General features: G+C 69.8%; 17 protein-coding genes. 9 read left to right on the top strand and 8 right to left on the bottom strand.

The window, feature by feature from the left end; genetic code table 11:
- The first annotated feature begins 81 nt into the window (after positions 1–81).
- Complete coding sequence (locus ACIPYT_RS13285) at positions 82–375, top strand: DUF4193 domain-containing protein (protein ID WP_401075016.1); 294 nt, start codon at positions 82–84, stop codon at positions 373–375.
- 70 nt (positions 376–445) lie between these two features.
- Here ACIPYT_RS13285 and ACIPYT_RS13280 read toward each other — a convergent pair whose 3' ends face one another.
- On the bottom strand, positions 446–910 hold the full coding sequence (locus tag ACIPYT_RS13280; RefSeq protein ID WP_401075013.1) for a DUF3093 family protein: 465 nt from the start codon (positions 908–910) through the stop codon (positions 446–448).
- Positions 911–922: 12 nt separating this feature from the next.
- Here ACIPYT_RS13280 and dut point away from each other — a divergent pair, with 12 nt between their 5' ends.
- The 5 genes from dut (at position 923) to dxs (ending at position 7,797) form a co-directional block, all read left to right on the top strand.
- Positions 923–1,396, top strand: a complete 474-nt coding sequence (gene dut, locus ACIPYT_RS13275; protein WP_401075010.1) for a dUTP diphosphatase — start codon at positions 923–925, stop codon at positions 1,394–1,396.
- Complete coding sequence (locus tag ACIPYT_RS13270) at positions 1,389–1,976, top strand: DUF3710 domain-containing protein (RefSeq protein WP_401075007.1); 588 nt, start codon at positions 1,389–1,391, stop codon at positions 1,974–1,976. The genes dut and ACIPYT_RS13270 overlap by 8 nt, the downstream gene beginning before the upstream one ends.
- The gene (locus tag ACIPYT_RS13265) at positions 1,973–2,713 is read left to right on the top strand and encodes a DUF3159 domain-containing protein (RefSeq protein WP_401075004.1); all 741 of its coding nucleotides are present in this window, start codon (positions 1,973–1,975) and stop codon (positions 2,711–2,713) included. The genes ACIPYT_RS13270 and ACIPYT_RS13265 overlap by 4 nt, the downstream gene beginning before the upstream one ends.
- A gap of 108 nt (positions 2,714–2,821) precedes the next feature.
- Positions 2,822–5,701: an aconitate hydratase AcnA gene (gene acnA / locus ACIPYT_RS13260; RefSeq protein ID WP_401075001.1), complete on the top strand. Its 2,880-nt coding sequence runs from the start codon at positions 2,822–2,824 to the stop codon at positions 5,699–5,701.
- 155 nt (positions 5,702–5,856) lie between these two features.
- The gene (gene dxs / locus ACIPYT_RS13255) at positions 5,857–7,797 is read left to right on the top strand and encodes a 1-deoxy-D-xylulose-5-phosphate synthase (RefSeq protein ID WP_401074998.1); all 1,941 of its coding nucleotides are present in this window, start codon (positions 5,857–5,859) and stop codon (positions 7,795–7,797) included.
- A 16-nt stretch (positions 7,798–7,813) separates the two neighbouring features.
- On the opposite strand, the gene ACIPYT_RS13250 is transcribed toward dxs, so the two are convergent.
- The 3 genes from ACIPYT_RS13250 to ACIPYT_RS13240 form a co-directional block, all read right to left on the bottom strand.
- Positions 7,814–8,509: an SPFH domain-containing protein gene (locus ACIPYT_RS13250; protein ID WP_401074995.1), complete on the bottom strand. Its 696-nt coding sequence runs from the start codon at positions 8,507–8,509 to the stop codon at positions 7,814–7,816.
- A gap of 125 nt (positions 8,510–8,634) precedes the next feature.
- Entirely contained in the window at positions 8,635–10,104 is a 1,470-nt protein-coding gene (locus ACIPYT_RS13245; RefSeq protein ID WP_401074992.1) for a glycerol-3-phosphate dehydrogenase/oxidase, read from the bottom strand.
- Entirely contained in the window at positions 10,101–10,733 is a 633-nt protein-coding gene (locus ACIPYT_RS13240; RefSeq protein WP_401074988.1) for a TetR/AcrR family transcriptional regulator, read from the bottom strand. The genes ACIPYT_RS13245 and ACIPYT_RS13240 overlap by 4 nt, the downstream gene beginning before the upstream one ends.
- Positions 10,734–10,753: 20 nt before the next feature.
- Here ACIPYT_RS13240 and ACIPYT_RS13235 point away from each other — a divergent pair, with 20 nt between their 5' ends.
- From ACIPYT_RS13235 to ACIPYT_RS13225, 3 genes are read left to right on the top strand one after another with little or no spacing between them, the layout of a single operon-like run.
- Positions 10,754–12,376 (top strand): FAD-binding oxidoreductase, encoded by a 1,623-nt coding sequence (locus tag ACIPYT_RS13235; protein WP_401074986.1) that lies wholly within the window; start codon positions 10,754–10,756, stop codon positions 12,374–12,376.
- A gap of 1 nt (position 12,377) precedes the next feature.
- Positions 12,378–13,301 carry a diacylglycerol kinase gene (locus ACIPYT_RS13230; RefSeq protein WP_401074984.1) on the top strand — a complete coding sequence of 308 codons (924 nt, stop codon included), beginning with the start codon at positions 12,378–12,380 and terminating at the stop codon, positions 13,299–13,301.
- The gene (locus tag ACIPYT_RS13225) at positions 13,294–14,955 is read left to right on the top strand and encodes a GMC oxidoreductase (RefSeq protein ID WP_401074981.1); all 1,662 of its coding nucleotides are present in this window, start codon (positions 13,294–13,296) and stop codon (positions 14,953–14,955) included. The genes ACIPYT_RS13230 and ACIPYT_RS13225 overlap by 8 nt, the downstream gene beginning before the upstream one ends.
- 110 nt (positions 14,956–15,065) lie before the next feature.
- Here ACIPYT_RS13225 and ACIPYT_RS13220 read toward each other — a convergent pair whose 3' ends face one another.
- From ACIPYT_RS13220 to ACIPYT_RS13205, 4 genes are all read right to left on the bottom strand, one after another.
- Complete coding sequence (locus tag ACIPYT_RS13220) at positions 15,066–17,225, bottom strand: 3-hydroxyacyl-CoA dehydrogenase NAD-binding domain-containing protein (protein ID WP_401074978.1); 2,160 nt, start codon at positions 17,223–17,225, stop codon at positions 15,066–15,068.
- A gap of 6 nt (positions 17,226–17,231) precedes the next feature.
- Positions 17,232–18,437 (bottom strand): thiolase family protein, encoded by a 1,206-nt coding sequence (locus ACIPYT_RS13215; protein WP_401074975.1) that lies wholly within the window; start codon positions 18,435–18,437, stop codon positions 17,232–17,234.
- Between the two features lie 73 nt (positions 18,438–18,510).
- A complete protein-coding gene (locus ACIPYT_RS13210) occupies positions 18,511–19,704 on the bottom strand; it encodes a ribonuclease D (RefSeq protein WP_401074973.1) in 1,194 nt (397 codons plus the stop codon).
- Complete coding sequence (locus tag ACIPYT_RS13205; RefSeq protein WP_401074970.1) at positions 19,697–20,278, bottom strand: DUF3000 domain-containing protein; 582 nt, start codon at positions 20,276–20,278, stop codon at positions 19,697–19,699. Before ACIPYT_RS13205 ends, ACIPYT_RS13210 begins: the two co-directional genes overlap by 8 nt.
- Between the last annotated feature and the right edge of the window lie 15 nt (positions 20,279–20,293).

The raw sequence follows: 20,293 nt of genomic DNA, 5'->3' as shown, positions 1-20,293 counted from the left end.
TCACCCGTGGTCGTGCAAACTATGGCCGCCGATTACCCCGACGGCGCACCACCCACTCGCATGAAAGTGGAGATTCTCCATATGGCAACCGACTACGACGCTCCCCGCAAGAGCGAAGACGACTCCGAGTCGATCGAAGCCCTCAAGGAGCGTGTGCCGGACAAGAACTCCGGCTCTTCGGGAGACGAGGATGCGGACAACCCGTCCAGCTTCGACCTCCCCGGCGCCGACCTGTCCGACCTCGAACTCGATGTCGTCGTGCTGCCCGCGCAGCAGGACGAGTTCACCTGCATGAGCTGCTTCCTGGTGAAGCACCGGTCGCAGCTCGACCACGAGGGCGCCTCCGGCCCCATCTGCAAGGAGTGCGCTGCCTGAGCGCATCCGAGCGAGACGTGCGCGCCCCCGACCGACGGTCAGGGGCGCGTTGTCGTCTCCGGGTCGAGTCTCAGGAGCGGGCGGCCGTGATCGCGGCCGCGAGGCGCTCGGGCGTGCGCGACGAGATCGTCCAGACGTCCACCGGGTCGTCGACGTCGGTGTCGGGGACGACGACGACGCCGTCGATGCCCCCGCGGATGAGATGCCAGCCGCGCGCCGGGAGACCGGGGCCGCGCGCCTGCCGCGCATCCTCGCCCGTGAGCGCAACGGGATCGCCGAGATGGTGGACGTCGATGTGCGCTCGTCCGGCGCGGAGCACTCCGCCATCGACCGAGACGACGGGCGTGAGCGCGATCGCGGCGAGCACGAGCAGCGCCGAGACCGCCGCGCCGACGATCAGCGCCACGGTCGAGCCGACCGGCACGAAGATCAATGAGACCATCGGCCCGGCGAGCGCGATGGTCACGAGGAGCCAGAGGCTCGGCGAGAGCCTCTCGCGGTAGCGGGCACGTGTCTCGGGAGTGGTGTTCTGCATTAGCCTCGGGGGGTGACTGATTCCGTTGATGTCCCCATTATCGCGTCCGTCGTCCCCGGATACGCCCATCCCGGTGATGCGGGAGCCGATCTGGTGGCGGCCGAAGCCGTGCGGCTCGGGCCGGGGGAGCGCGCCCTGGTCGCGACCGGCGTGCGCATCGCGCTGCCCGACGGGTACGCGGCGTTCGTCGTCCCGCGCAGCGGCCTCGCGGCGAAGCACGGCATCTCGATCGTCAACTCTCCCGGCACGGTCGACGCCGGGTATCGCGGCGAGATCAAGGTCAGCCTGATCAACACGGACATCCGCAACGCGTACGATGTGGCCGTCGGCGACCGCATCGCGCAGCTGATCGTCATGCCCGTGACGCGTGCCACGTTCATCCCGGTCGAGGAGCTGCCGGAGAGCGTTCGCGGCGAGGGTGGCTTCGGCTCGACCGGCTACCAGGCAGGACACCACACGAACCCGGCAGGACAGAGCAATGACTGACAACAACGCGATCCCCGCGAAGGCGGCGCCCGAGAACCGCGCCACCGAGGGCCCGTTCGACGACTCCGAGGCGAACCCGGTCCGTCCCTACATCGACCTGGGCGGCATCAAGATCCTGCCGCGAGAGGGACTCAACCTGCGACTCGAGGTCGAGGAGCAGAGCAAGCGCATCGTGGCCGTCGGCCTCGACTACGCGGACTCGTCGCTGCAGGTGCAGCCGTTCGCGGCGCCGCGCTCCGGCGGCCTCTGGGACGAGACGCGCGTGCAGCTGCGCGATCAGGTCAAGGCGCAGGGCGGCCGGGTCGAGGAGCGCGAGGGGCCGCTGGGCGTCGAGCTGTTGGCCGAGGTCCCCGCCCCGGCCAGTGAGGGTTCCGAGCTGCGTCTCGTGCGATTCATCGGCATCGACGGTCCTCGCTGGTTCCTGCGCGGAGTGATCGGCGGAGCCGCGGCATCCGATCTCGAGGCCGCCGCGAAGGTCGAGGATCTGTTCCGCTCGATCGTCGTGGTGCGCGGCGGGGCGCCGATGCCTCCGCGCGACCTGATCCCGCTCAAGATGCCCGTCACCCCCGGCTCCGCGTGAGCACGCCGCTGACCCCACCGGAGCCCGAGCGCGAGCAGAGCGCGTCCGAGCTGATCGGGGCGGCCCTGGGCGGAGCCGCTCGACGCGCTGGTCTCGACCCGGCCGAGTCCGGAGCCACCCACAAGGTCGTCTGGTCGGCGATCGGCGGGTGGCGCGGCATCCTCGAATCGGTTCTGCCCAGCCTGGCGTTCGTGGTCCTCTTCACCATCAGCCCGGAGCCACTCATCCTGTCGCTCGGGGTCTCGGTGGGCATCGCCGCCGTGTTCACGATCGTGCGTCTCGTGCAGAAGTCGCCACCCTCCGCCGCGATCGGCGGCCTGGTGGCCGCCGGCGCCGCGGCCGCGCTCGCGCTGTTCACCGGACGCGGCGTCGACAACTTCGTGCCCGGCCTCATCACCAACGCCGTGTACGGCACGGCCATGCTGGTCTCGGCGCTGATCGGCTGGTCGCTCATCGGCCTCGCCGCCGGATTCCTGATGGGCGACGGCACCGCGTGGCGGGGCGACCGGCGCAAGAGGCGTGCATTCCTGTGGCTCGGCATCGCATGGGCGGCGCTGTTCTTCGCGCGCCTCGCTGTGCAGCTCCCGCTCTATCTCGCGGACGAGGTCGCGGTGCTCGGGACGCTCAAGCTCATCATGGGGCTCCCGCTGTTCGCGCCGCTGATCGCCGTCACCTGGCTCGTCGTGCGCGCCCTCTATCCCCGCACGCCGGATGCCGGAGCACGCGCCGAGTCGTGATAGATTTATCTTGACATCAAGATAAATTGCAGGCTTCCGCCCGGCGGTCGAGCGGAGCAGACTGGTTAGGTCTGCCTTGCTAGCCGCAGGGGCTCGCTGGCGAGCAAGATGGAGGCGCCTGTCGCTCCCATCCGAATAGAAGGAGACGGATTCGTGTCCACGGTGAACAGCTTCGGTGCCAAGAGCACCCTGACGGTCGGCAGCACCGACTACGAGATCTTCCGCATCGACACGGTGCCCGGTTTCGACAAGCTCCCGTTCAGCCTCAAGGTGCTCCTCGAGAACCTGCTGCGCACCGAGGACGGCGCGAACGTCACGAAGGCGCAGATCGAGGCGCTCGGGTCGTGGGATGCCGCGGCGGAGCCGAACACCGAGATCCAGTTCACGCCGGCCCGCGTGGTCATGCAGGACTTCACCGGCGTGCCCTGCATCGTCGACCTCGCCACGATGCGCGAGGCCGTCACGGCACTCGGCGGCGACGCCAACAGGATCAACCCGCTCTCGCCCGCCGAGATGGTCATCGACCACTCCGTCATCGCCGACCTCTTCGGCTCCGAGAACGCCCTCGAGCGCAACGTCGAGATCGAGTACGAGCGCAATGGCGAGCGGTACCAGTTCCTGCGCTGGGGCCAGACGGCCTTCAGCGACTTCAAGGTCGTCCCGCCCGGCACGGGCATCGTCCACCAGGTCAACATCGAGCACCTGGCCAAGGTCATCTACGACCGCACCGTCGACGGCGTGCTGCGCGCGTACCCCGACACGTGCGTCGGCACCGACTCGCACACCACCATGGTCAACGGTCTGGGCGTGCTCGGCTGGGGCGTCGGCGGCATCGAGGCCGAGGCCGCGATGCTCGGCCAGCCCGTGTCGATGCTGATCCCGCGTGTCGTCGGCTTCAAGCTCTCGGGTGAGATCCCCGCGGGCGTCACCGCGACCGACGTCGTGCTCACGATCACCGACATGCTGCGCAAGCACGGCGTGGTCGGCAAGTTCGTCGAGTTCTACGGTGCCGGCGTCGCCTCCGTGCCGCTCGCCAACCGTGCGACGATCGGCAACATGTCGCCGGAGTTCGGCTCCACCGCGGCGATGTTCCCGATCGACGACGTGACGCTCGACTACCTGCGCCTCACCGGGCGCTCCGAAGAGGCCGTCGCGCTCGTCGAGGCGTACGCCAAGGAGCAGACGCTGTGGCACGACGCGTCGCAGGAGCCCGTCTTCAGCGAGTACCTCGAGCTCGACCTCGGCACCGTGGTGCCGTCGATCGCCGGCCCGAAGCGCCCGCAGGACCGCATCCTCCTCTCCGACGCCAAGGCGCAGTTCGAGCAGGACATCCTCGGCTACGCCACGCCGACGACGAGCGACGACATCGTCGACCTCGAGTCGAAGCACTCGTTCCCGGCATCCGACCCCGGGCAGGTCCCCGGCGACGAGAAGCCGAGCACGCGTCCGGTGCACATCAACAGCGGTGCTCCGGCCAACGCGTCGAAGCCCGTGCCGGTCACGACCCCCGACGGCGAGAAGTACATCCTCGACAACGGCGCCGTGACGCTCGCCGCGATCACCTCGTGCACCAACACGTCGAACCCCTCGGTCATGATCGCCGCGGGTCTCGTCGCCCGCAAGGCGCTCGAGAAGGGCCTCAAGCAGAAGCCCTGGGTCAAGACCACGCTCGGCCCCGGCTCCAAGGTCGTCACCGACTACTACGAGAAGTCCGGTCTCGACAAGGACCTCGAGGGCCTCGGCTTCTACACGGTCGGCTACGGCTGCACGATCTGCATCGGCAACTCCGGACCGCTGATCGAGGAGGTCTCGGAGGCGATCAACTCGCACGACCTCGCCGTGACCGCGGTGCTCTCCGGCAACCGCAACTTCGAGGGTCGCATCAGCCCCGACGTGAAGATGAACTACCTCGCGAGCCCGCCGCTGGTGATCGCGTACGCTCTCGCCGGGTCGATGCACTTCGACTTCGAGAACGACGCGCTCGGCAAGGGATCCGACGGTCAGGACGTCTTCCTCAAGGACATCTGGCCGACGCCCGACGAGGTGCAGGAGATCGTCGACTCTTCGATCTCGCGCGAGCAGTTCATCAAGCAGTACGCGACCGTGTTCGACGGCGACGAGCGCTGGCGCAGCCTTCCCACCCCGGAGGACGACACCTTCCAGTGGGACGAGAACTCGACGTACGTCCGCAAGGCGCCGTACTTCGACGGCATGAAGATGGAGCTCACCCCCGTCGCGGACATCCAGGGTGCTCGCGTCATGGCGACGCTGGGCGACTCGGTCACGACCGACCACATCTCGCCCGCCGGCAACATCAAGCCCGGCACGCCCGCTGCGCAGTACCTCACGGAGCACGGCGTTGACCGCAAGGACTTCAACTCCTTCGGGTCGCGCCGAGGCAACCACGAGGTCATGATCCGCGGCACGTTCGCGAACATCCGCCTGAAGAACGCCATGGTCTCGGCGGTGAACGACGGTCAGGTCGTCGAGGGTGGTTTCACGCGCGACTTCACGCAGCCCGGCGGCCCGCAGTCGTACATCTACGACGCGAGCATGAACTACCAGGCGCAGGGCACCCCGCTGGTGATCTTCGGCGGCAAGGAGTACGGCTCCGGCTCGTCGCGCGACTGGGCGGCAAAGGGCACGAGCCTGCTCGGCGTCAAGGCGGTCATCACCGAGAGCTTCGAGCGCATCCACCGCTCGAACCTGATCGGCATGGGCGTCGTCCCGCTGCAGTTCCCCGCCGGCGAGAGCTGGGAGTCGCTGGGGCTCGACGGCACCGAGGTCGTCTCGATCACGGGTCTCGAGGAGCTCAACCAGGGCGTCACCCCGAAGACCGTGCATGTCACCGCCACCCCGAGCGAGAACTCGCCCGAGGGCAAGCAGGTCGTCGAGTTCGACGCGGTCGTGCGCATCGACACCCCCGGCGAGGCGGACTACTACCGCAACGGCGGCATCCTGCAGTACGTGCTGCGTTCGCTCGTCTGAGAGCACGACGAGAGGGGCTCGGTTCTTCGGAACCGAGCCCCTCTCCGTCTGTCAAGGGTAGTCCGGCTCCGAGCCTTCCCGAAGGCTGCGGGGTAGGATCGAACCTGAATCCGGACACCATCCGGACGTCCGTCCGGTGCCTGTGAGGAGGTGCGATGCCCATTCTTCGGAGCATCTCAGGACCGCGTGATCTCGACTCCCTGTCGGAGGGCGAGCTCGTCGAACTGGCGGGGGAGATCCGCGAGTTCCTCGTCGAGAACGTCTCCCGCACGGGTGGACACCTCGGGCCGAATCTGGGCGTCGTCGAGCTCACCATCGCGCTGCACCGCGTCTTCTCCTCGCCGGAGGATCCCTTCATCTTCGACACCGGGCACCAGTCGTATGTCCACAAGCTCCTCACCGGACGTCAGGACTTCTCCTCGCTGCGTCTGCGCGGCGGGCTGGCCGGGTACCCGCAGCGTGCGGAGAGCCCGCACGACGTCGTCGAGTCGTCGCATGCATCGAGCTCGCTGAGCTGGGCCGACGGCGTGTCCCGCGCGCTCACCGCCACCGGACGTGCGGATCGCCACGTCGTCGCGGTGGTCGGCGACGGCGCGCTCACCGGAGGTATGACGTGGGAGGCGCTCAACAACATCTCCGACGACAACGACCGCAACCTCGTGATCGTCGTGAACGACAACGGGCGCTCTTACGCGCCCACGATCGGCGGGATGTCCCGCTACCTGAACCGGGTGCGCACCGCCGCTGCGTACAAAGACCTCCACCAGCGCTCCGACCGCCTGTTCCGGGCTTTCGGGCCCGTCGGGCGGGCGGTCTTCCGCGGGGTCCGTGGCGGAACGCACGGCTTCCTCTCGCGCTTCACGAACAACGAGGCGCTGTATTCCAATCTCGACATCAAGTACCTCGGCCCGGTGGACGGCCATGATCTGCCCGCACTGATCGAGACTCTCGAGCTGGCCAAGTCCTATGGGGCGCCGGTCATCGTGCACGCGATCACCGAGAAGGGGCGCGGCTATCAGCCCGCGCGCGACGACGAGGCGGATCAGTTCCATGCCGTCGGACGCATAGACCCGGCCACGGGCGAGACGCTCTCTTCCGGGGGGCGCGCCTGGACCGACGTGTTCTCCGATGCGCTGGTCGCGGTGGGCGAGCGCCGCAGCGACGTGATCGCCATGACCGCGGCGATGCTGCGTCCGACCGGTCTCGCGCCGTTCGCCGAGCGGTTCCCCGACCGTGTGTACGACGTCGGCATCGCCGAGCAGCACGCGGTCGCGTCGGCGGCCGGGCTCGCGTTCGGGGGTCTGCACCCCGTGGTCGCCCTGTACGCGACCTTCATGAACCGCGCGTTCGACCAGGTGCTCATGGATGTCGCGCTGCACCGCGCCGGGGTCACCTTCGTGCTCGACCGGGCCGGCGTCACCGGCCCCGACGGAGCGAGTCACCACGGCATGTGGGATCTCGCGATGCTGCAGATCGTCCCGCACATCCGCATCGCCGCACCGCGAGACGCCTCGCGGCTGCAGGAGGCGCTCGACGAGGCGGTGCTCGTGGACGACGCGCCGACGGTCATCCGCTTCCCGAAGGGCGATGTCGCGGCCGAGATCCCCGCGCTCGAACGACTCGACGACGGGGTCGACGTGCTCGCCCGCGGCGAGTCCGATGACGTCCTCATCGTCGGCATCGGCCCGTTCGCCGCGCTCGGCCTCGACGTCGCCGAGCGGCTGCGGGCCCAGGGCATCGGGGCGACTGTTATCGATCCTCGGTGGGCGATCCCCGTGCAGCCCTCGATCGTCGCCCTCGCCGCACGGCACCGCCTCGTGATCACTCTGGAGGACGGCATCCGCGTCGGCGGTGTAGGAACACGCGTTCGCCAGGTGCTCCGCGAGGCGGGCATCGACACGGCGGTCGACGAACTGGGCCTCCCGGACGAGTTCATCGACCACGCCTCACGCGACCAGATCCTCACGGATGCGGGCCTGACCGCCTCGAAGATCGCGCAGGACGTGGTGGCGCAGGTGCTCGGCACCCGCATCCCCGTGGCGCGGCAGTCGGGGGAGACCGGCGCGATCGAGTTCCCGCTGCACGAGCGCGGCTGAGCACCGGCCCCCGAGGTCAGTTCAGCGCGTGGAGCGCGGCGACGGCGTCGGCGCGCCGTTCGGTGTCGCGGAGCGCCGTCGACAGCAGGTACCCGTCGGTGAGCGCGTCTCCCGTGACCATCACGCGCACGAGCTCCACGCCGCAGGCGCGTCGCACCTCCTCGGCGCTGGCTGCGATCACGCGGGTGTTGATCTCGTCGTTGTGCGGCAGCTCGGCACCGTCGAGACCGCGGATGACATCGCGGAGACAGGCGCCCACGATGTTCGACGCCCGCTCTGTGACGTTCACGACGTCGAGTTCGAACACCCGGAGGTCTCGGCCGTTGGGTATCGGGCGCCACTCGAACGACGCGTGCACGCGGTGCTGGTGGCCGCTCGCCCCGGTCATCTCCCTGGCAGGGAGATCGGTGGCTCGGCATCGCACGTCGATCAACTTGTACCAGTAGAACAGCGGGAAAGCGCCGTGCGTGCCCGGGTGGAGGACCACGACCTCGCCGACGGCTCCGCCTCGATTCGTCGGGCGGCGCGGCGGACGATTGCGGATGATCGGCTTGCCGTTACGGGTGCGGATCGCGGCCCAGCCCTCATCCACCGTGACGACGAAGATCTTCAGCAGGGCCGGGACCACGAGCAGGATGGTGAGGATCGCCGTGCCGGTCTTGAACAGCCCCGACGTCCCCTTGCCTCCGAGCATCGACAGGATCATGTCCATGACACCACTGTGCCCTCTCGATGGCGCCGACGCGGCGCTGCGGAGGCGCCGTGCGCGGGTGTTCACGCGCTGTTCCGTGCGCGTTCGTCGCTCCGCCGCACGATGGATACGGATCGCGTCGGATGTCAGCCGAGTTCGGCCAGCGCCTCGGCGACGAGCGCATCGACGACCGGCAGGAGGCGCGCACGATCGGCATCGACGAGACCTGCGCGCGTGCGCCGGTCGAGGACATCGGCTGCGGTCATGGCTCCCTCGGCGCGCACCGTGTACTCGACGTCTGCCCGGGTGAGGGCGAGGCCATCGAGAAGCGGCGCGGATGACGCGTGCGGGGAGTCGCGATGGGGAACCGCACGGTCGACGAGTCGCAGAGTCGCGGTGCGGCTGGGGCCCGCGGACAGTGCGCGTCGGCGCACGGCGAGGTCGACCGCATCCTCGGCCATCCGCCGGTAGGTCGTGAGCTTGCCGCCCAGCACGTCGATGAACCCGCCTGCGGACTCCGCGACCAGGTGGCGTCGCGAGATGTCCGCCGTGGAGCCGGCCCCGGAGTCCACGAGCGGGCGCAGCCCGGTGAAGGCGCCACGCACCCGATCCCGGGTCACCGGCGTCGCGAGCACGCGGTTCAGCGTGTCGAGCAGGAAGGCGATCTCCGCCTCCGTGGGCGTCGCGACATCCGGCACGGGGCCCGGGGCATCGTCGTCGGTCACCCCGACGATCACCCGTCCGCCATGCTGAGGCAGCGCGAACACGAATCGGCTGATCGACCCCTCGTGCGGGATGGTCAGGGCAGCGGACGGGTCACCGAGGTCGGTCGCGTCGAGCACGATATGGGTGCCCCGACTCGGTCGGATGCTGATGGTGTCGTTCAGCGTGCCCGCCCACGCTCCCGTCGCGTTGACCACGCTGCGGGCGCGGAGGTCGACGCGCCCACCGGTGAGCGCGTCTTCGGCTGTTGCGCCGCCGGCGCTGAGCGACAGCGCTCGAACGCGCGTGAGGATGCGTGCCCCGTGCGCGGCCGCGGTGCGCGCCACCGTCGCCACGAGGCGCGCGTCGTCGACGAGCTGCCCATCGAACGACAGCATCCCGCCGCGGAGTCCCTGAGGGGCGAGTGCAGGGACGAGAGCGCGTGCGGTGCGTGCGGCGACGGGGCGCGGCGCGGGCAGGATGCGCCTCGGCGTTCCGGCGCGCACGCGCAGGAGGTCGCCGAGGGCCATACCGATCGCGCCGGTGGCGCGCTGCCGGAGAGTGACTCCCGGCACGAACGGCAGCAGCTGTCCCAGCGGACGGATCAGGTGCGGGGCGATCCTCGTCATCAGGAGGTGCCGTTCGACCGCGCTCTCCTTGGCGGTGGCGACGTCGCCGGTCGCCAGATAGCGCAGGCCGCCGTGTACGAGTTTGGAGCTGAAGCGACTGGTGCCGTAGGCGAGGTCGTGGGCATCGATCAGAGTGACCGAGAGTCCTCGCGAGGCGGCGTCGAGCGCGACCCCGACGCCGGTGATCCCGCCGCCGACGACCAGCATGTCGACCGTCTCGACGGAGGCGCGGTCGAGCTCCACGGCCCGACGCGCGGCGTTGAGGTCGGGGGAGCCGTCGGTCATGCGCGCAGCAGGCCGTGGAGGGCTGCCCGCAGCTCCCGCTCCCAGGCGCTCTCCGAGACGAGGTCCGACACGGTGCCGTGCGACAGCACCGCGGACTGCGCGAGCAGCAGCAGCATCACGGCCATCTCGGCCGGATCATCGCGGCGCACGTCGCCGTACTCCTGAGCCGCGGCGATCGACCGCGCGAGCCACGCGAGGATGAGGCGCTGACTCGATCCGACTCTCTGCAGCGTGTAGCGGGTGAACGCCTCGGGCTCTTCGTCGAGCAGTCGACCGTAGACCGGATCGGTGCGGAAGAGAGCCGTGAAACGGAGGACGTCGTCGACCAGGGCGGACCGGGAGGCCGACGGTTCGGGGAACTCCGCGACGATGCCGGAGACCCGGCGCAGCAGCGCCGCGCGGACCACGTCGTCGGCATCGGTCCAGCTGCGGTAGACCGTCGGGCGGCTGTGGCCGGCTCTGCGCGAGAGTTCGGCGATCGTCATGCCGTGAACGCCACGACGCAGGATGAGGTCGTCGGCGGCATCGAGGATGCGCGTCTGGGTCGCGTCCCACCGGGGTACGCCGTCGTGAGGCGCGGCGTCGGATGTCGCAGTTGCGGCAGGTATCACTGCTTGACGTTCTTCCATGATGTGTCACACTGTAACGCATGACTCACGGGAACGGCAGCGCAGCCGCGGAGGCTGACATGCGGTGGAACGGGTGGGGTGATCCGGCCAAGGCGAAGGACCTCCCGCTGGCGGTGCGGACGCTGCTGCCCCTGCTCCTCGGACGGATCCGCAAGCCCGCCTCCGCCGTCGACCTCGACGCGGTCGTGCTCGCGGCATCCGCACTCGACGACGCCGATCTCGCGGCGTTCGCGCAGATCGTCGGCACCGAGAACGTGACGACCGCCCATGAAGCTCGCGTGCGGCACTCGGGTGGCCGCTCCACGCCCGACCTGCTGCGGCTCCGTGCAGAGGATCAGGAGGCCCCCGACGGCGTCGTGCGTCCGGCCAGCCATGACGAGGTCGTGGCCTGTCTTCGCGTGTCCGTCGAGCGGGGCGTCGCCGTCATCCCGTACGGCGGCGGCACGAGCGTGGTCGGTGCCCTGCGTCCGGAGCGCGGACAGCACCGCGCGGTCGTGAGCCTCGATCTGCGTCGCCTGAGCGGTCTGGTGCGCATCGACGAGGTCAGCGACGAGGCCGTGATCGCCGCGGGCACGACCGGACCGGATGCCGAGGCGCAGCTCGCCGCACACGGCTACGAACTCGGTCACTACCCGCAGAGCTTCCGGTACGCGACGATCGGCGGTTTCGCCGCCGCACGGTCGTCCGGACAGAACTCCACCGGCCACGGCCGCTTCGACACCATGGTGACCGGCATCCGCGTCGCGACCCCCACCGGCGACCTCGAGCTCGGCAGGTCTCCGGGATCGGCTGCCGGCCCCGACCTGATCCGTGTGTTCCTCGGGTCCGAGGGCGTGTTCGGCGTCATCACGGAGGTGCGCGTCCGCGTGCATCCGATCCCGCGCGATCGCGTGCTCGAGTCCTGGACCTTCCCCGACTTCGCGAGCGGGGTCGACGCGCTGCGCCGGGTAGCTCAGGCGGGCGGGGGTCCCACCGTGATCAGGCTCTCCGACGAGGCGGAGACGGCCGTGAGTCTCGCGCAGGTCGGTCGCATCGGTAAAGCGCTCGCGAAGGGTGCGAGCGCGGTCACGGTATACGAGGGCGAGGGGATCGAACACCGACGGATGCGCACGAGCGCGGCGCTCCTGGCCGCCGGCGGCACATCGGCGGGGGAGGGCGCATCGGAGAAGTGGCTCGCCGGACGCTTCGACGGGCCGTACCTCCGCGACTCGTTGCTCGACGCCGGGGTCTTCTGCGAGACGCTGGAGACCGCGACGACGTGGTCGAACCTCGCGACGCTCCGATCCGCCGTCGACGGTGCCCTGCGCGACGGCCTCGCCGACGCGGGCGCCCGCTCGTACGTGATGTGCCACGTGTCGCACATCTATCCGACCGGTGCGTCCCTGTACTTCACGGTGCTCGCGAGCATCAGGACGGAGCCGTCGTCCGTCTGGAGTCGCGTCAAGGCGCGCACGAACGACGCGATCCTCGCCGCAGGCGGGACGATCAGCCATCACCATGCGGTCGGCCGCGATCACGCGCCCTGGCTCGAGTCGGAGATCGGTGCCACGGGGGTGCGGATCCTCCGGGCGATCAAGCGCGAACTCGACCCCACGGGCATCCTGAATCCCGGGGCACTGCTCCCCGCGGAGCGGACGCACTGACATGTCGACGCACATCGCCGTGCTGACCAATCCCTCCGCAGGCAAGGGGCGCGGGCAGAGCGCCGCCGAGTCCGCCCTCGAGCGCCTGCGTGAGCGCGGTGCGGAGGTGCGCGTGTACACCGGCACGACGGTGGCCGAGGCGAAGGGCCTCGTCGCGCAGGCGATCGCCGCGCAGCCCGCCGCGATCGTCGTGATCGGCGGTGATGGCACGCTCTCCGGCATCCTCGACGATCTCGTGGCCGCGGCGCTGCCGGTCGCGCTCGTGCCGGCGGGAACGGGGAACGACCTCGCCCGGGCACTGGCGCTGCCTCGTCACGACCCGGCCGCGGCAGCCGACGTCGCCCTCGACGGGGTCGCCCGCATGATCGACGTCGGCGAGATCCGCTCCGGCGCCGCCGTCGCCGCGTTCCTGACGATCGCCGCCCTGGGCTTCGACGCGAAGGTCAGTGAGCGGACCAACCGGTTGCGCTGGCCGCATGGCGCGCTGCGGTACTACCTCGCGCTCGTGATCGAGCTCATGCGCCTTCAGCCGCTGCGCTTCGCGGTGTCTGTCGACGGGCAGCCGCTGCAGGAACGGCCCGGCACTCTCATCGCGGTCGGAAACACCCCCAGCTACGGCGGCGGGATGCCGGTGTGCATCGGAGCGGACCCGAGCGACGGCATGCTGGATCTCGTCGAAGTCGCGCCGCTCAGCCGCATCCGACTCCTGCGTCTCTTCCCTCTGCTGCTGCGCGGCAGCCACTTCGCACGCCGGGAGGTCGCCCATCGACGAGCCCGTACCGTGCACGTGCGCGCCCCGGGACTCGTGGTCTACGCCGACGGCGAGCGTCTCGGCGAGGACGAGTGCACGATCACCGTGCGCCCGCGGGCTCTGACGATGCTCACGCCGTACCCGGCCACGAGCGATGTGCGTGCCCGTGGCTGAGCGTGCGGCGGAGGCCGAGAAGGCGCGCTTTGATGAGGACGTCGTGATCGTCGGATCCGGATTCGGCGGATCCGTCGCCGCGTTGCGCCTTGTCGAGAAGGGGTATCGCGTCCGTGTGTACGAGGCCGGGAGACGCTTCGAGGACCAGGACTTCGCGAGGACCAACTGGGATGTGCGCCGGTACCTGTGGGCTCCGCGGCTCGGATGCTTCGGCGTGCAGCGCATCCACCGTCTGCCGCACGTCATGATCCTGGCGGGGGCGGGCGTGGGCGGCGGATCGCTGAACTACGCCAACACGCTGTATCAGCCCGGTTCGGCCTTCTTCTCCGACCGGCAGTGGGCGGGGATCCGCGACTGGGAGTCGGAGCTCGCGCCGCACTATGCGACGGCGAAGCGGATGCTGGGCGTCGTCGAACGCTATCCGCACACGGGGCCGGTCGAACGGATCATGGCGGGCGCCGCGGATGACCTGGGCGTCGGCGACACGTTCCGACGGGCGCCCGTCGGGGTGTGGTTCGGGACGCCGGGGGAGCGCGTCGCCGATCCGTTCTTCGGGGGAGAGGGACCGGACCGCACGGGCTGCACGCTGTGCGGCAATTGCATGGTCGGATGCCGGGTCGGCGCGAAGAACACGCTCATGAAGAACTACCTCCCGCTGGCCGAACGGCGCGGAGCCGTGGTCGAGCCCCTGCGGACGGTCGTCGAGGTGCGTGCTCTCGTCGACGGCGGTTTCGCGGTCACGACGCAGCGCAGCGGCGCGTGGCTGCGGCCGCGGCGACGCACGGTCCGCGCCCGGCAGGTCGTTCTCGCCGCCGGCACCTGGGGCACGCAGCAGCTGCTGCACCGGATGAAGGCGAGCGGCGCGCTGCCGCGCATCTCGGATGCGGTGGGCAGCCTGACCCGTACGAACTCGGAGGCTCTCGACGGTGCCGTCGCGACCCGGGTACCGGAGAGTCTGGAACTCGCACGCGGAGTGGCGATCACGACGTCGTTCCACGTCGATGAGCGCACCCATGTCGAGAACGTGCGCTACGGGCCCGGGTCGAACCTCATGGGAGCTCTCGCGACGATCATGGTCCCCGGCGACCTGCCGCTCGCACGCCGGATCGGCGCACTCTTGCGGCGAGCCCTCCGCGGGCCGGTGCGTCAGCTGCGGTTCGCGTCGCTCCGGCGGTGGAGCGAGCGCGGCATCATCGCGCTCGTGATGCAGACGGCCGACAACTCGCTCACGCTGTCGCTGCGGCGCCGTCTCGGGCGCGACGTGCTCACGAGCGCGCAGGGCCACGGCGAAGCGAACCCCAGTCACCTGCCGCAGGCGCATCGGGCCGCCGACGCCATCGCCCGTCGGATGGAGCGCGAGGGCGGCGTGGCGGCCGAGGCACGGGGCTCCTGGCCCGAGGTCTTCGGCATCCCGCTGACGGCGCATTTCCTCGGCGGCGCGGTGATCTCGGCGGCACCGTCCGGCGGCGTGGTCGACGAGTACCACCGTGTGTGGGGTCATCCGGATCTGCACGTCGTCGACGGCGCAGCGGTGCCCGCCAACCCGGGTGTGAATCCGTCGCTCACGATCACGGCGCTCGCGGAACGGGCGATGTCGTACTGGCCGCGGAACGGCGTGGCGGATGAGCGGCCGGAGCAGAGCTCCGAGGGGTGAGGGCGTTTCGCCTCGTTGAGCGAGCCCGGTCGTCGAGCGAGACAGCGCAGCGACCGACACGAACGCCCCACCCGACGACAGGCGTCCGATGGGGCGTTCGGCTGAGTGGATCAGCGGCTCTCGATGCCGCGGATCTGCGGGGTGTGGAACGATCCTCCGAAGGCACGCTCCGAGGCGCCTTCGCGATCGAGGTACGGCGAGGCGCCGCCGTCGATGAACGGCCAGCCGGCCCCGAGGATCAGGCACAGGTCGATGTCTTCGACCTCCGGTACCACGCCCTCGTCGAGCATGAGCTTGATCTCGCTCGCGAGGCCGTCCTGTACGCGCTGCAGAATCGTCGCCGCCGACGCCGGGCTGGTTCCGACAGCCGGCTTGAGAATCTTCTCGGCCTGCTTGGTCCACCCCGTGACGCGACCGCCCTTGTCCTTCTCGACGACCGTGTCCAGCTCGGCGAGCGCGTGGAAGTTCTCGTTCGCGTAGAAGCGCTCGGGGAACGCGTGCGACATCGTGTCCTGCACGTGCGCCGCGACCTTCCAGCCGACGAGGTCGATGAGCTGGAACGGGCCCATGGGGAGTCCGAGGGGCGCGAACGCCTTCTCGACATCGGCGATCGGCGTGCCCTCGTACACCGCGCGCGCCGCCTCGCCCATGACCTTGGCGAGCAGACGGTTGACGACGAAGCCCGGGGCATCGGCGGTGAGGACGGCGTTCTTGCCGAGGTTCTTCGCCACCACGAACGCCGTCGACAGCGCGGACTCCGAGGTGACGGGGGTCTTCACGATCTCGATCAGCGGCATGACCGCGACCGGGTTGAAGAAGTGGAACCCGACGAGACGCTGGGGGTGAGCGAGCTTCGCACCGATCTCCTCGACGGAGAGCGACGAGGTGTTGGTGGCGAGGATCGCGTCCTCGGCGATGATCTGCTCGATCTCGCCGAACACCTGCTGCTTGACCCCGACCTCCTCGAACACGGCCTCGATCACGAAGTCGCAGTCCGCATACAGCGTCTTGTCGGTGGTTCCCGTGACGAGCGCGCGCAGCTTGTTGGCCGTGTCGGCGTCGAGACGCCCCTTGGCCTCGAGCTTGCCGATCTCCTCGTGGATATAGGCGACGCCCTTGTCGACGCGCGCCTGGTCGAGATCGGTGATGAGCACCGGAACCTGGAGCCTGCGCACGAACAGCAGGGCGAACTGGCTGGCCATGAGACCTGCGCCGATGATGCCGACCTTCGTGACCTTCTTCGCGAGCTCCTTGTCGGGGGCTCCGACCGGGCGCTTCGCGCGCTTCTGCACGAGGTCGAACGCGTACATGGATGCCGCGAACTGGTCGCCCGTGACGAGATCGGCGAGCGCCTCGTCCTCGCGGGCGAAGCCTTCGGCCTTCGTGCCGCTCTTGGCCTTGTCGAGCAGATCCAGGGCGGCGTACGGCGACTTCGGAACCGTGCCGATCTTCGATTCGAGCATGCCCCGGGCCATCTTGATCGCGATCGGCCACTTCGTGAGGCGCTCGATCTTGCCGGGTTCGTTCTTGCGCTCGACCTTCTTGCCGCCCAGCACGGCGTCGGCCCAGGCGAGCGAGTTCTCGAGATAGTTCGCCGCGGGGAAGATCGCGTCGACGATGCCGAGGTCGAACGCCTGCTGCGGCTTCAGCATGCGGTTCTGCTTGAGCGGGTTCGAGATCACCACCTCGAGCGCGTTCTCGATGCCGATCAGGTTCGGCAGCAGGTACGCGCCGCCCCAACCGGGGATGATGCCGAGGAAGACCTCGGGCAGCGCGATCGCCGCCGCCGAGGCGTCGACCGTGCGGTAGGTGGAGTTCAGCGCGATCTCCAGGCCGCCGCCGAGGGCGAGCCCGTTCACGAACGCGAACGACGGCACCCCGAGTTCGCCGAGCTTGCCGAGCACCTTGTGCCCGAGCTGCGCGATCATCCGGGCGTTGTCACGCGAACCCACACGGCTGATGTCGGAGAGATCGGCGCCCGCCGCGAGGATGTACTGCTTGCCGGTGATCGCGACGGCCTGGATCTCTCCGGAGGCGGCGCGTGCCGCGAGTCCGTCGAGCGTCTCGCCGAGAGCGGTGAGCGTCGCAGGGCCCAGGGTGTTGGGACGCGTGTGGTCGCGGCCGTTGTCGAGGGTGACGAGCGCCAGGACCTTGCCCGAGGGGAGGCGGACATCACGCACGGGGGAGCGCGTGATCACCTCGCCCTCGGTGAGCGCCTGGATCGGCGAGAAGTCGACGTTCGCGTACTGGTCTGATACCGAGGTGGCCATCTGCGCTTACTTCCTCTTCTTGCCGTCGAAGTGCGGGTTCTCCCAGATCACGGAGCCGCCCTGTCCGAGCCCCACGCACATGGCGGTGAGGCCGTAGCGCACGTCGGGACGCTCGGCGAACTGGGCCGCGAGCTGGATCATGAGACGGACGCCGGATGCCGCGAGCGGGTGCCCGAGCGCGATCGCCCCGCCCCACTGGTTGACGCGAGGATCGTCGTCGGCGATGCCGAAGTGGTCGAGCAGCGAGATCACCTGGATCGCGAATGCCTCGTTCAGCTCGAAGAGGCCGATGTCGGCGATCGTGAGTCCGGCCTTCTTGAGGGCCTTCTCGGTCGACGGGATGGGACCGATGCCCATGATCTCGGGCTGCACGCCAGCGAAGGCGAACGAGACCATGCGCATCTTCGGCGCAAGACCCAGCTCCTTGACGGCGCCGCCGCCCGCGAGCAGCGACATGGTCGCACCGTCCGTGAGCGGAGACGACGTGCCGGCCGTCACACGACCGTGCGGACGGAACGGCGTCTTCAGCGCGGCGAGGTCCTCCATGGTCGTCTGCGGGCGGCGGCCCTCGTCCTCGGTCGCGAGTCCCCAGGCGCCGTCGGCGTCCTTGATCGCGACGGGAACGAGGTCGGGCTGGATCTTGCCCGCGTCGTAGGCGGCCTGCACCTTGTGCTGGCTCAGCATCCCGAAGCGGTCGGAGCGCTCCTTGGTGAGGTGCGGGAAGCGGTCGAAGATGCGCTCAGCGGTCACGCCCATGTTGAGCGCGCCGGGGTCGACCATCTTCTCGGCGACGAAGCGCGGGTTGGGGTCGGCGTTCCCGCCGATGGGGTGATGGCCCATGTGCTCGACGCCGCCGGCGAGGGCGAGGTCGTACATCCCCACGCCGATCGACGCACCCATGGTCGTGACGCTCGTCATCGCTCCGGCGCACATGCGCTCGACCGCGAGCCCGGGAACGGTCTGGGGGAGACCGGCGAGGATGGCGACCGAGCGTCCGAGCGTGAGCCCCTGGTCGCCGGTCTGACTCGTCGCGGCGATCGCGACATCGTCGATGCGGTCGGCCGGCACGGCGGCGTTGCGCTCCATCAGACCGATCGTCGCCTTCACGGCGAGGTCATCTGCGCGGGTGTTCCAGTACTGGCCCTTTTCGCCGGCGCGCCCGAAGGGGGTGCGCACTCCATCGACGAAGAAGACGTCCGAGATCTCGGCCACTCTGCCTCCAAGTTTGTGCGGTCCCCTCAGTCTAGGAAGCGCCGGAAACCCGGAGGAATCGGTTGGATCGAACCTACGAAGCGGGTGCGGACGCCTCGTCGGGCGATTGCGCAGCCTCTACAAAGGCCGCGGCGATCTTCTGTGCGGTCTGTGCAATCTGCCAGCGCCGCGCACCGAGGGCCGCGAGCGCGTCGCCCACCGCCTCCGGCGTCGTGCCGGGGACGTCCCACGAGATCCGGCGCAGGAAGTCCGGCGTCAGAAGGTTCTCCGTCGGCATCCCGAGCTCCTCGGCGGTCGCCTCGACGACCGGCCTGGCGGCCTTCAGGCGCCGGTCGGCATCGGGGTTGCGATCCGCCCACGCGCGGGGCGGCGGGAGGGCGTCGCTCGGCACCCGTTCGCGAGGCAGCTCCTCGGTCGCGCGCCCGTCGACCATCGCCTGCCACCAGCGGTCGAGCTGCGACCGGCTCGCGCGGCCCTGGAAGTCCTTGGTGCCGGCCAGCGCCTGCTTGCTCTGCGGGTTCGCGAGCACGGCCGCCACCAGCGAACGATCGGGGACGAGTCGGCCGGGGGAGACGTCCTGCTCCTGGGCGTACGCCTCTCGTGCCTGCCACAGCGACCGGGCCACTGCGAGATTGCGGGCGCCGCGCACCTGGTGCAGGCCGCTCAGACGTCGCCACGGGTCTTCGCGAGGCGGCTTGGGCAGGCGGGTGAGCGTGGCGGCGAACTCCTCTTCGGCGAACGCGGTCTTGCCCTGCTCCTCGAGTTGCGCGCGGAGCTCCTCCTGCACGTCGATGAGGTGCAGGACGTCGAGGGCGGCGTACTCGAGCCACGCCGCAGGCAGCGGCCTGGTCGACCAGTCCGCCGCAGAGTGCTCCTTCTTGAGCGTGATCCCCAGGGTGCTCTCGACCACCGCCGCGAGGCCGACCCGCTCATGCCCGAGCAGGCGCGCCGCGAGCTCGGTGTCGAAGATGGCCGCGGGGGAGAGCTCGAGTTCGCGCAGCGAGGGAAGATCCTGGCTCGCGGCGTGGAACACCCACAGCACGTCGCCGATCGCGGCCTGCAGTGCGGAGAAGTCGCCGAGAGCGGGAGGATCGAACAGGAAGACGCCGGCGTCGCGACGGAAGACCTGCACCAGGTACGCGCGCTGCGAATAGCGGAATCCGGATGCTCGCTCTACATCCACCGCGACGGGCCCGGTGCCCGCGGCGAGCGCGGCGCACGCCGCCTGGAACTCCGAGACGTCGGAGATCACAGAGTATTCAGTCACGTGCTGCCTTTCGCGCGCCGATCACGGCGATGCCCTCTGAGCCGGGCGGTAGCCCCGCCAGCATCCCGACCAGTTCGGCCCATGCTTCGACGTGAGGTCGGAACGGGCCTTCGGGAGTCCAGGACGCCCTCAATTCTATCTGCGCGCCGTCGCCCTCCTCGGCGAGACCGCCGAACCCCTTGGAGAGCGTCTTCGTCGAGGTGCCGGATGCGGAGTGGTAGATCGCGCCGCGGGAGTCGAGCGCGTCGACCAGCCACGACCACGTCACGTCCGCGAGCAGCGGATCGGTGCCGATCTCGGTCTCCAACGGCGCCTGGGCGAACAGTACGATGCGCCACGATCCGCCCCATGCGGCCGGCGCATCGGGGTCGTGCAGGAGCACGAAGCGCCCGGTGCCGTACACGGAGTCGCCGTCGTCGCCCGGACGCACGTCGGCGGCGAGCGCGATCGCGTGCGGGGCGAGGCCCTGGGGCGTGGCGATCTCGCGGACGGTGATGTCCGCGCGGAACGCGGTCTCCTGGAGCTCGGCCACGGCGGCGTCGAAGATCGTCCCGGCATCGGGGTGTGCGGTCACGGTGACAGGCTAGAG

It is taken from the genome of Microbacterium sp. NPDC089695 (genome assembly GCF_044749085.1).
Taxonomy (GTDB): Bacteria; Actinomycetota; Actinomycetes; order Actinomycetales; family Microbacteriaceae; genus Microbacterium.
The sequence above is the reverse complement of the archived record's forward strand: the minus strand, read 5'-3'. Positions and strand labels throughout refer to the sequence as shown.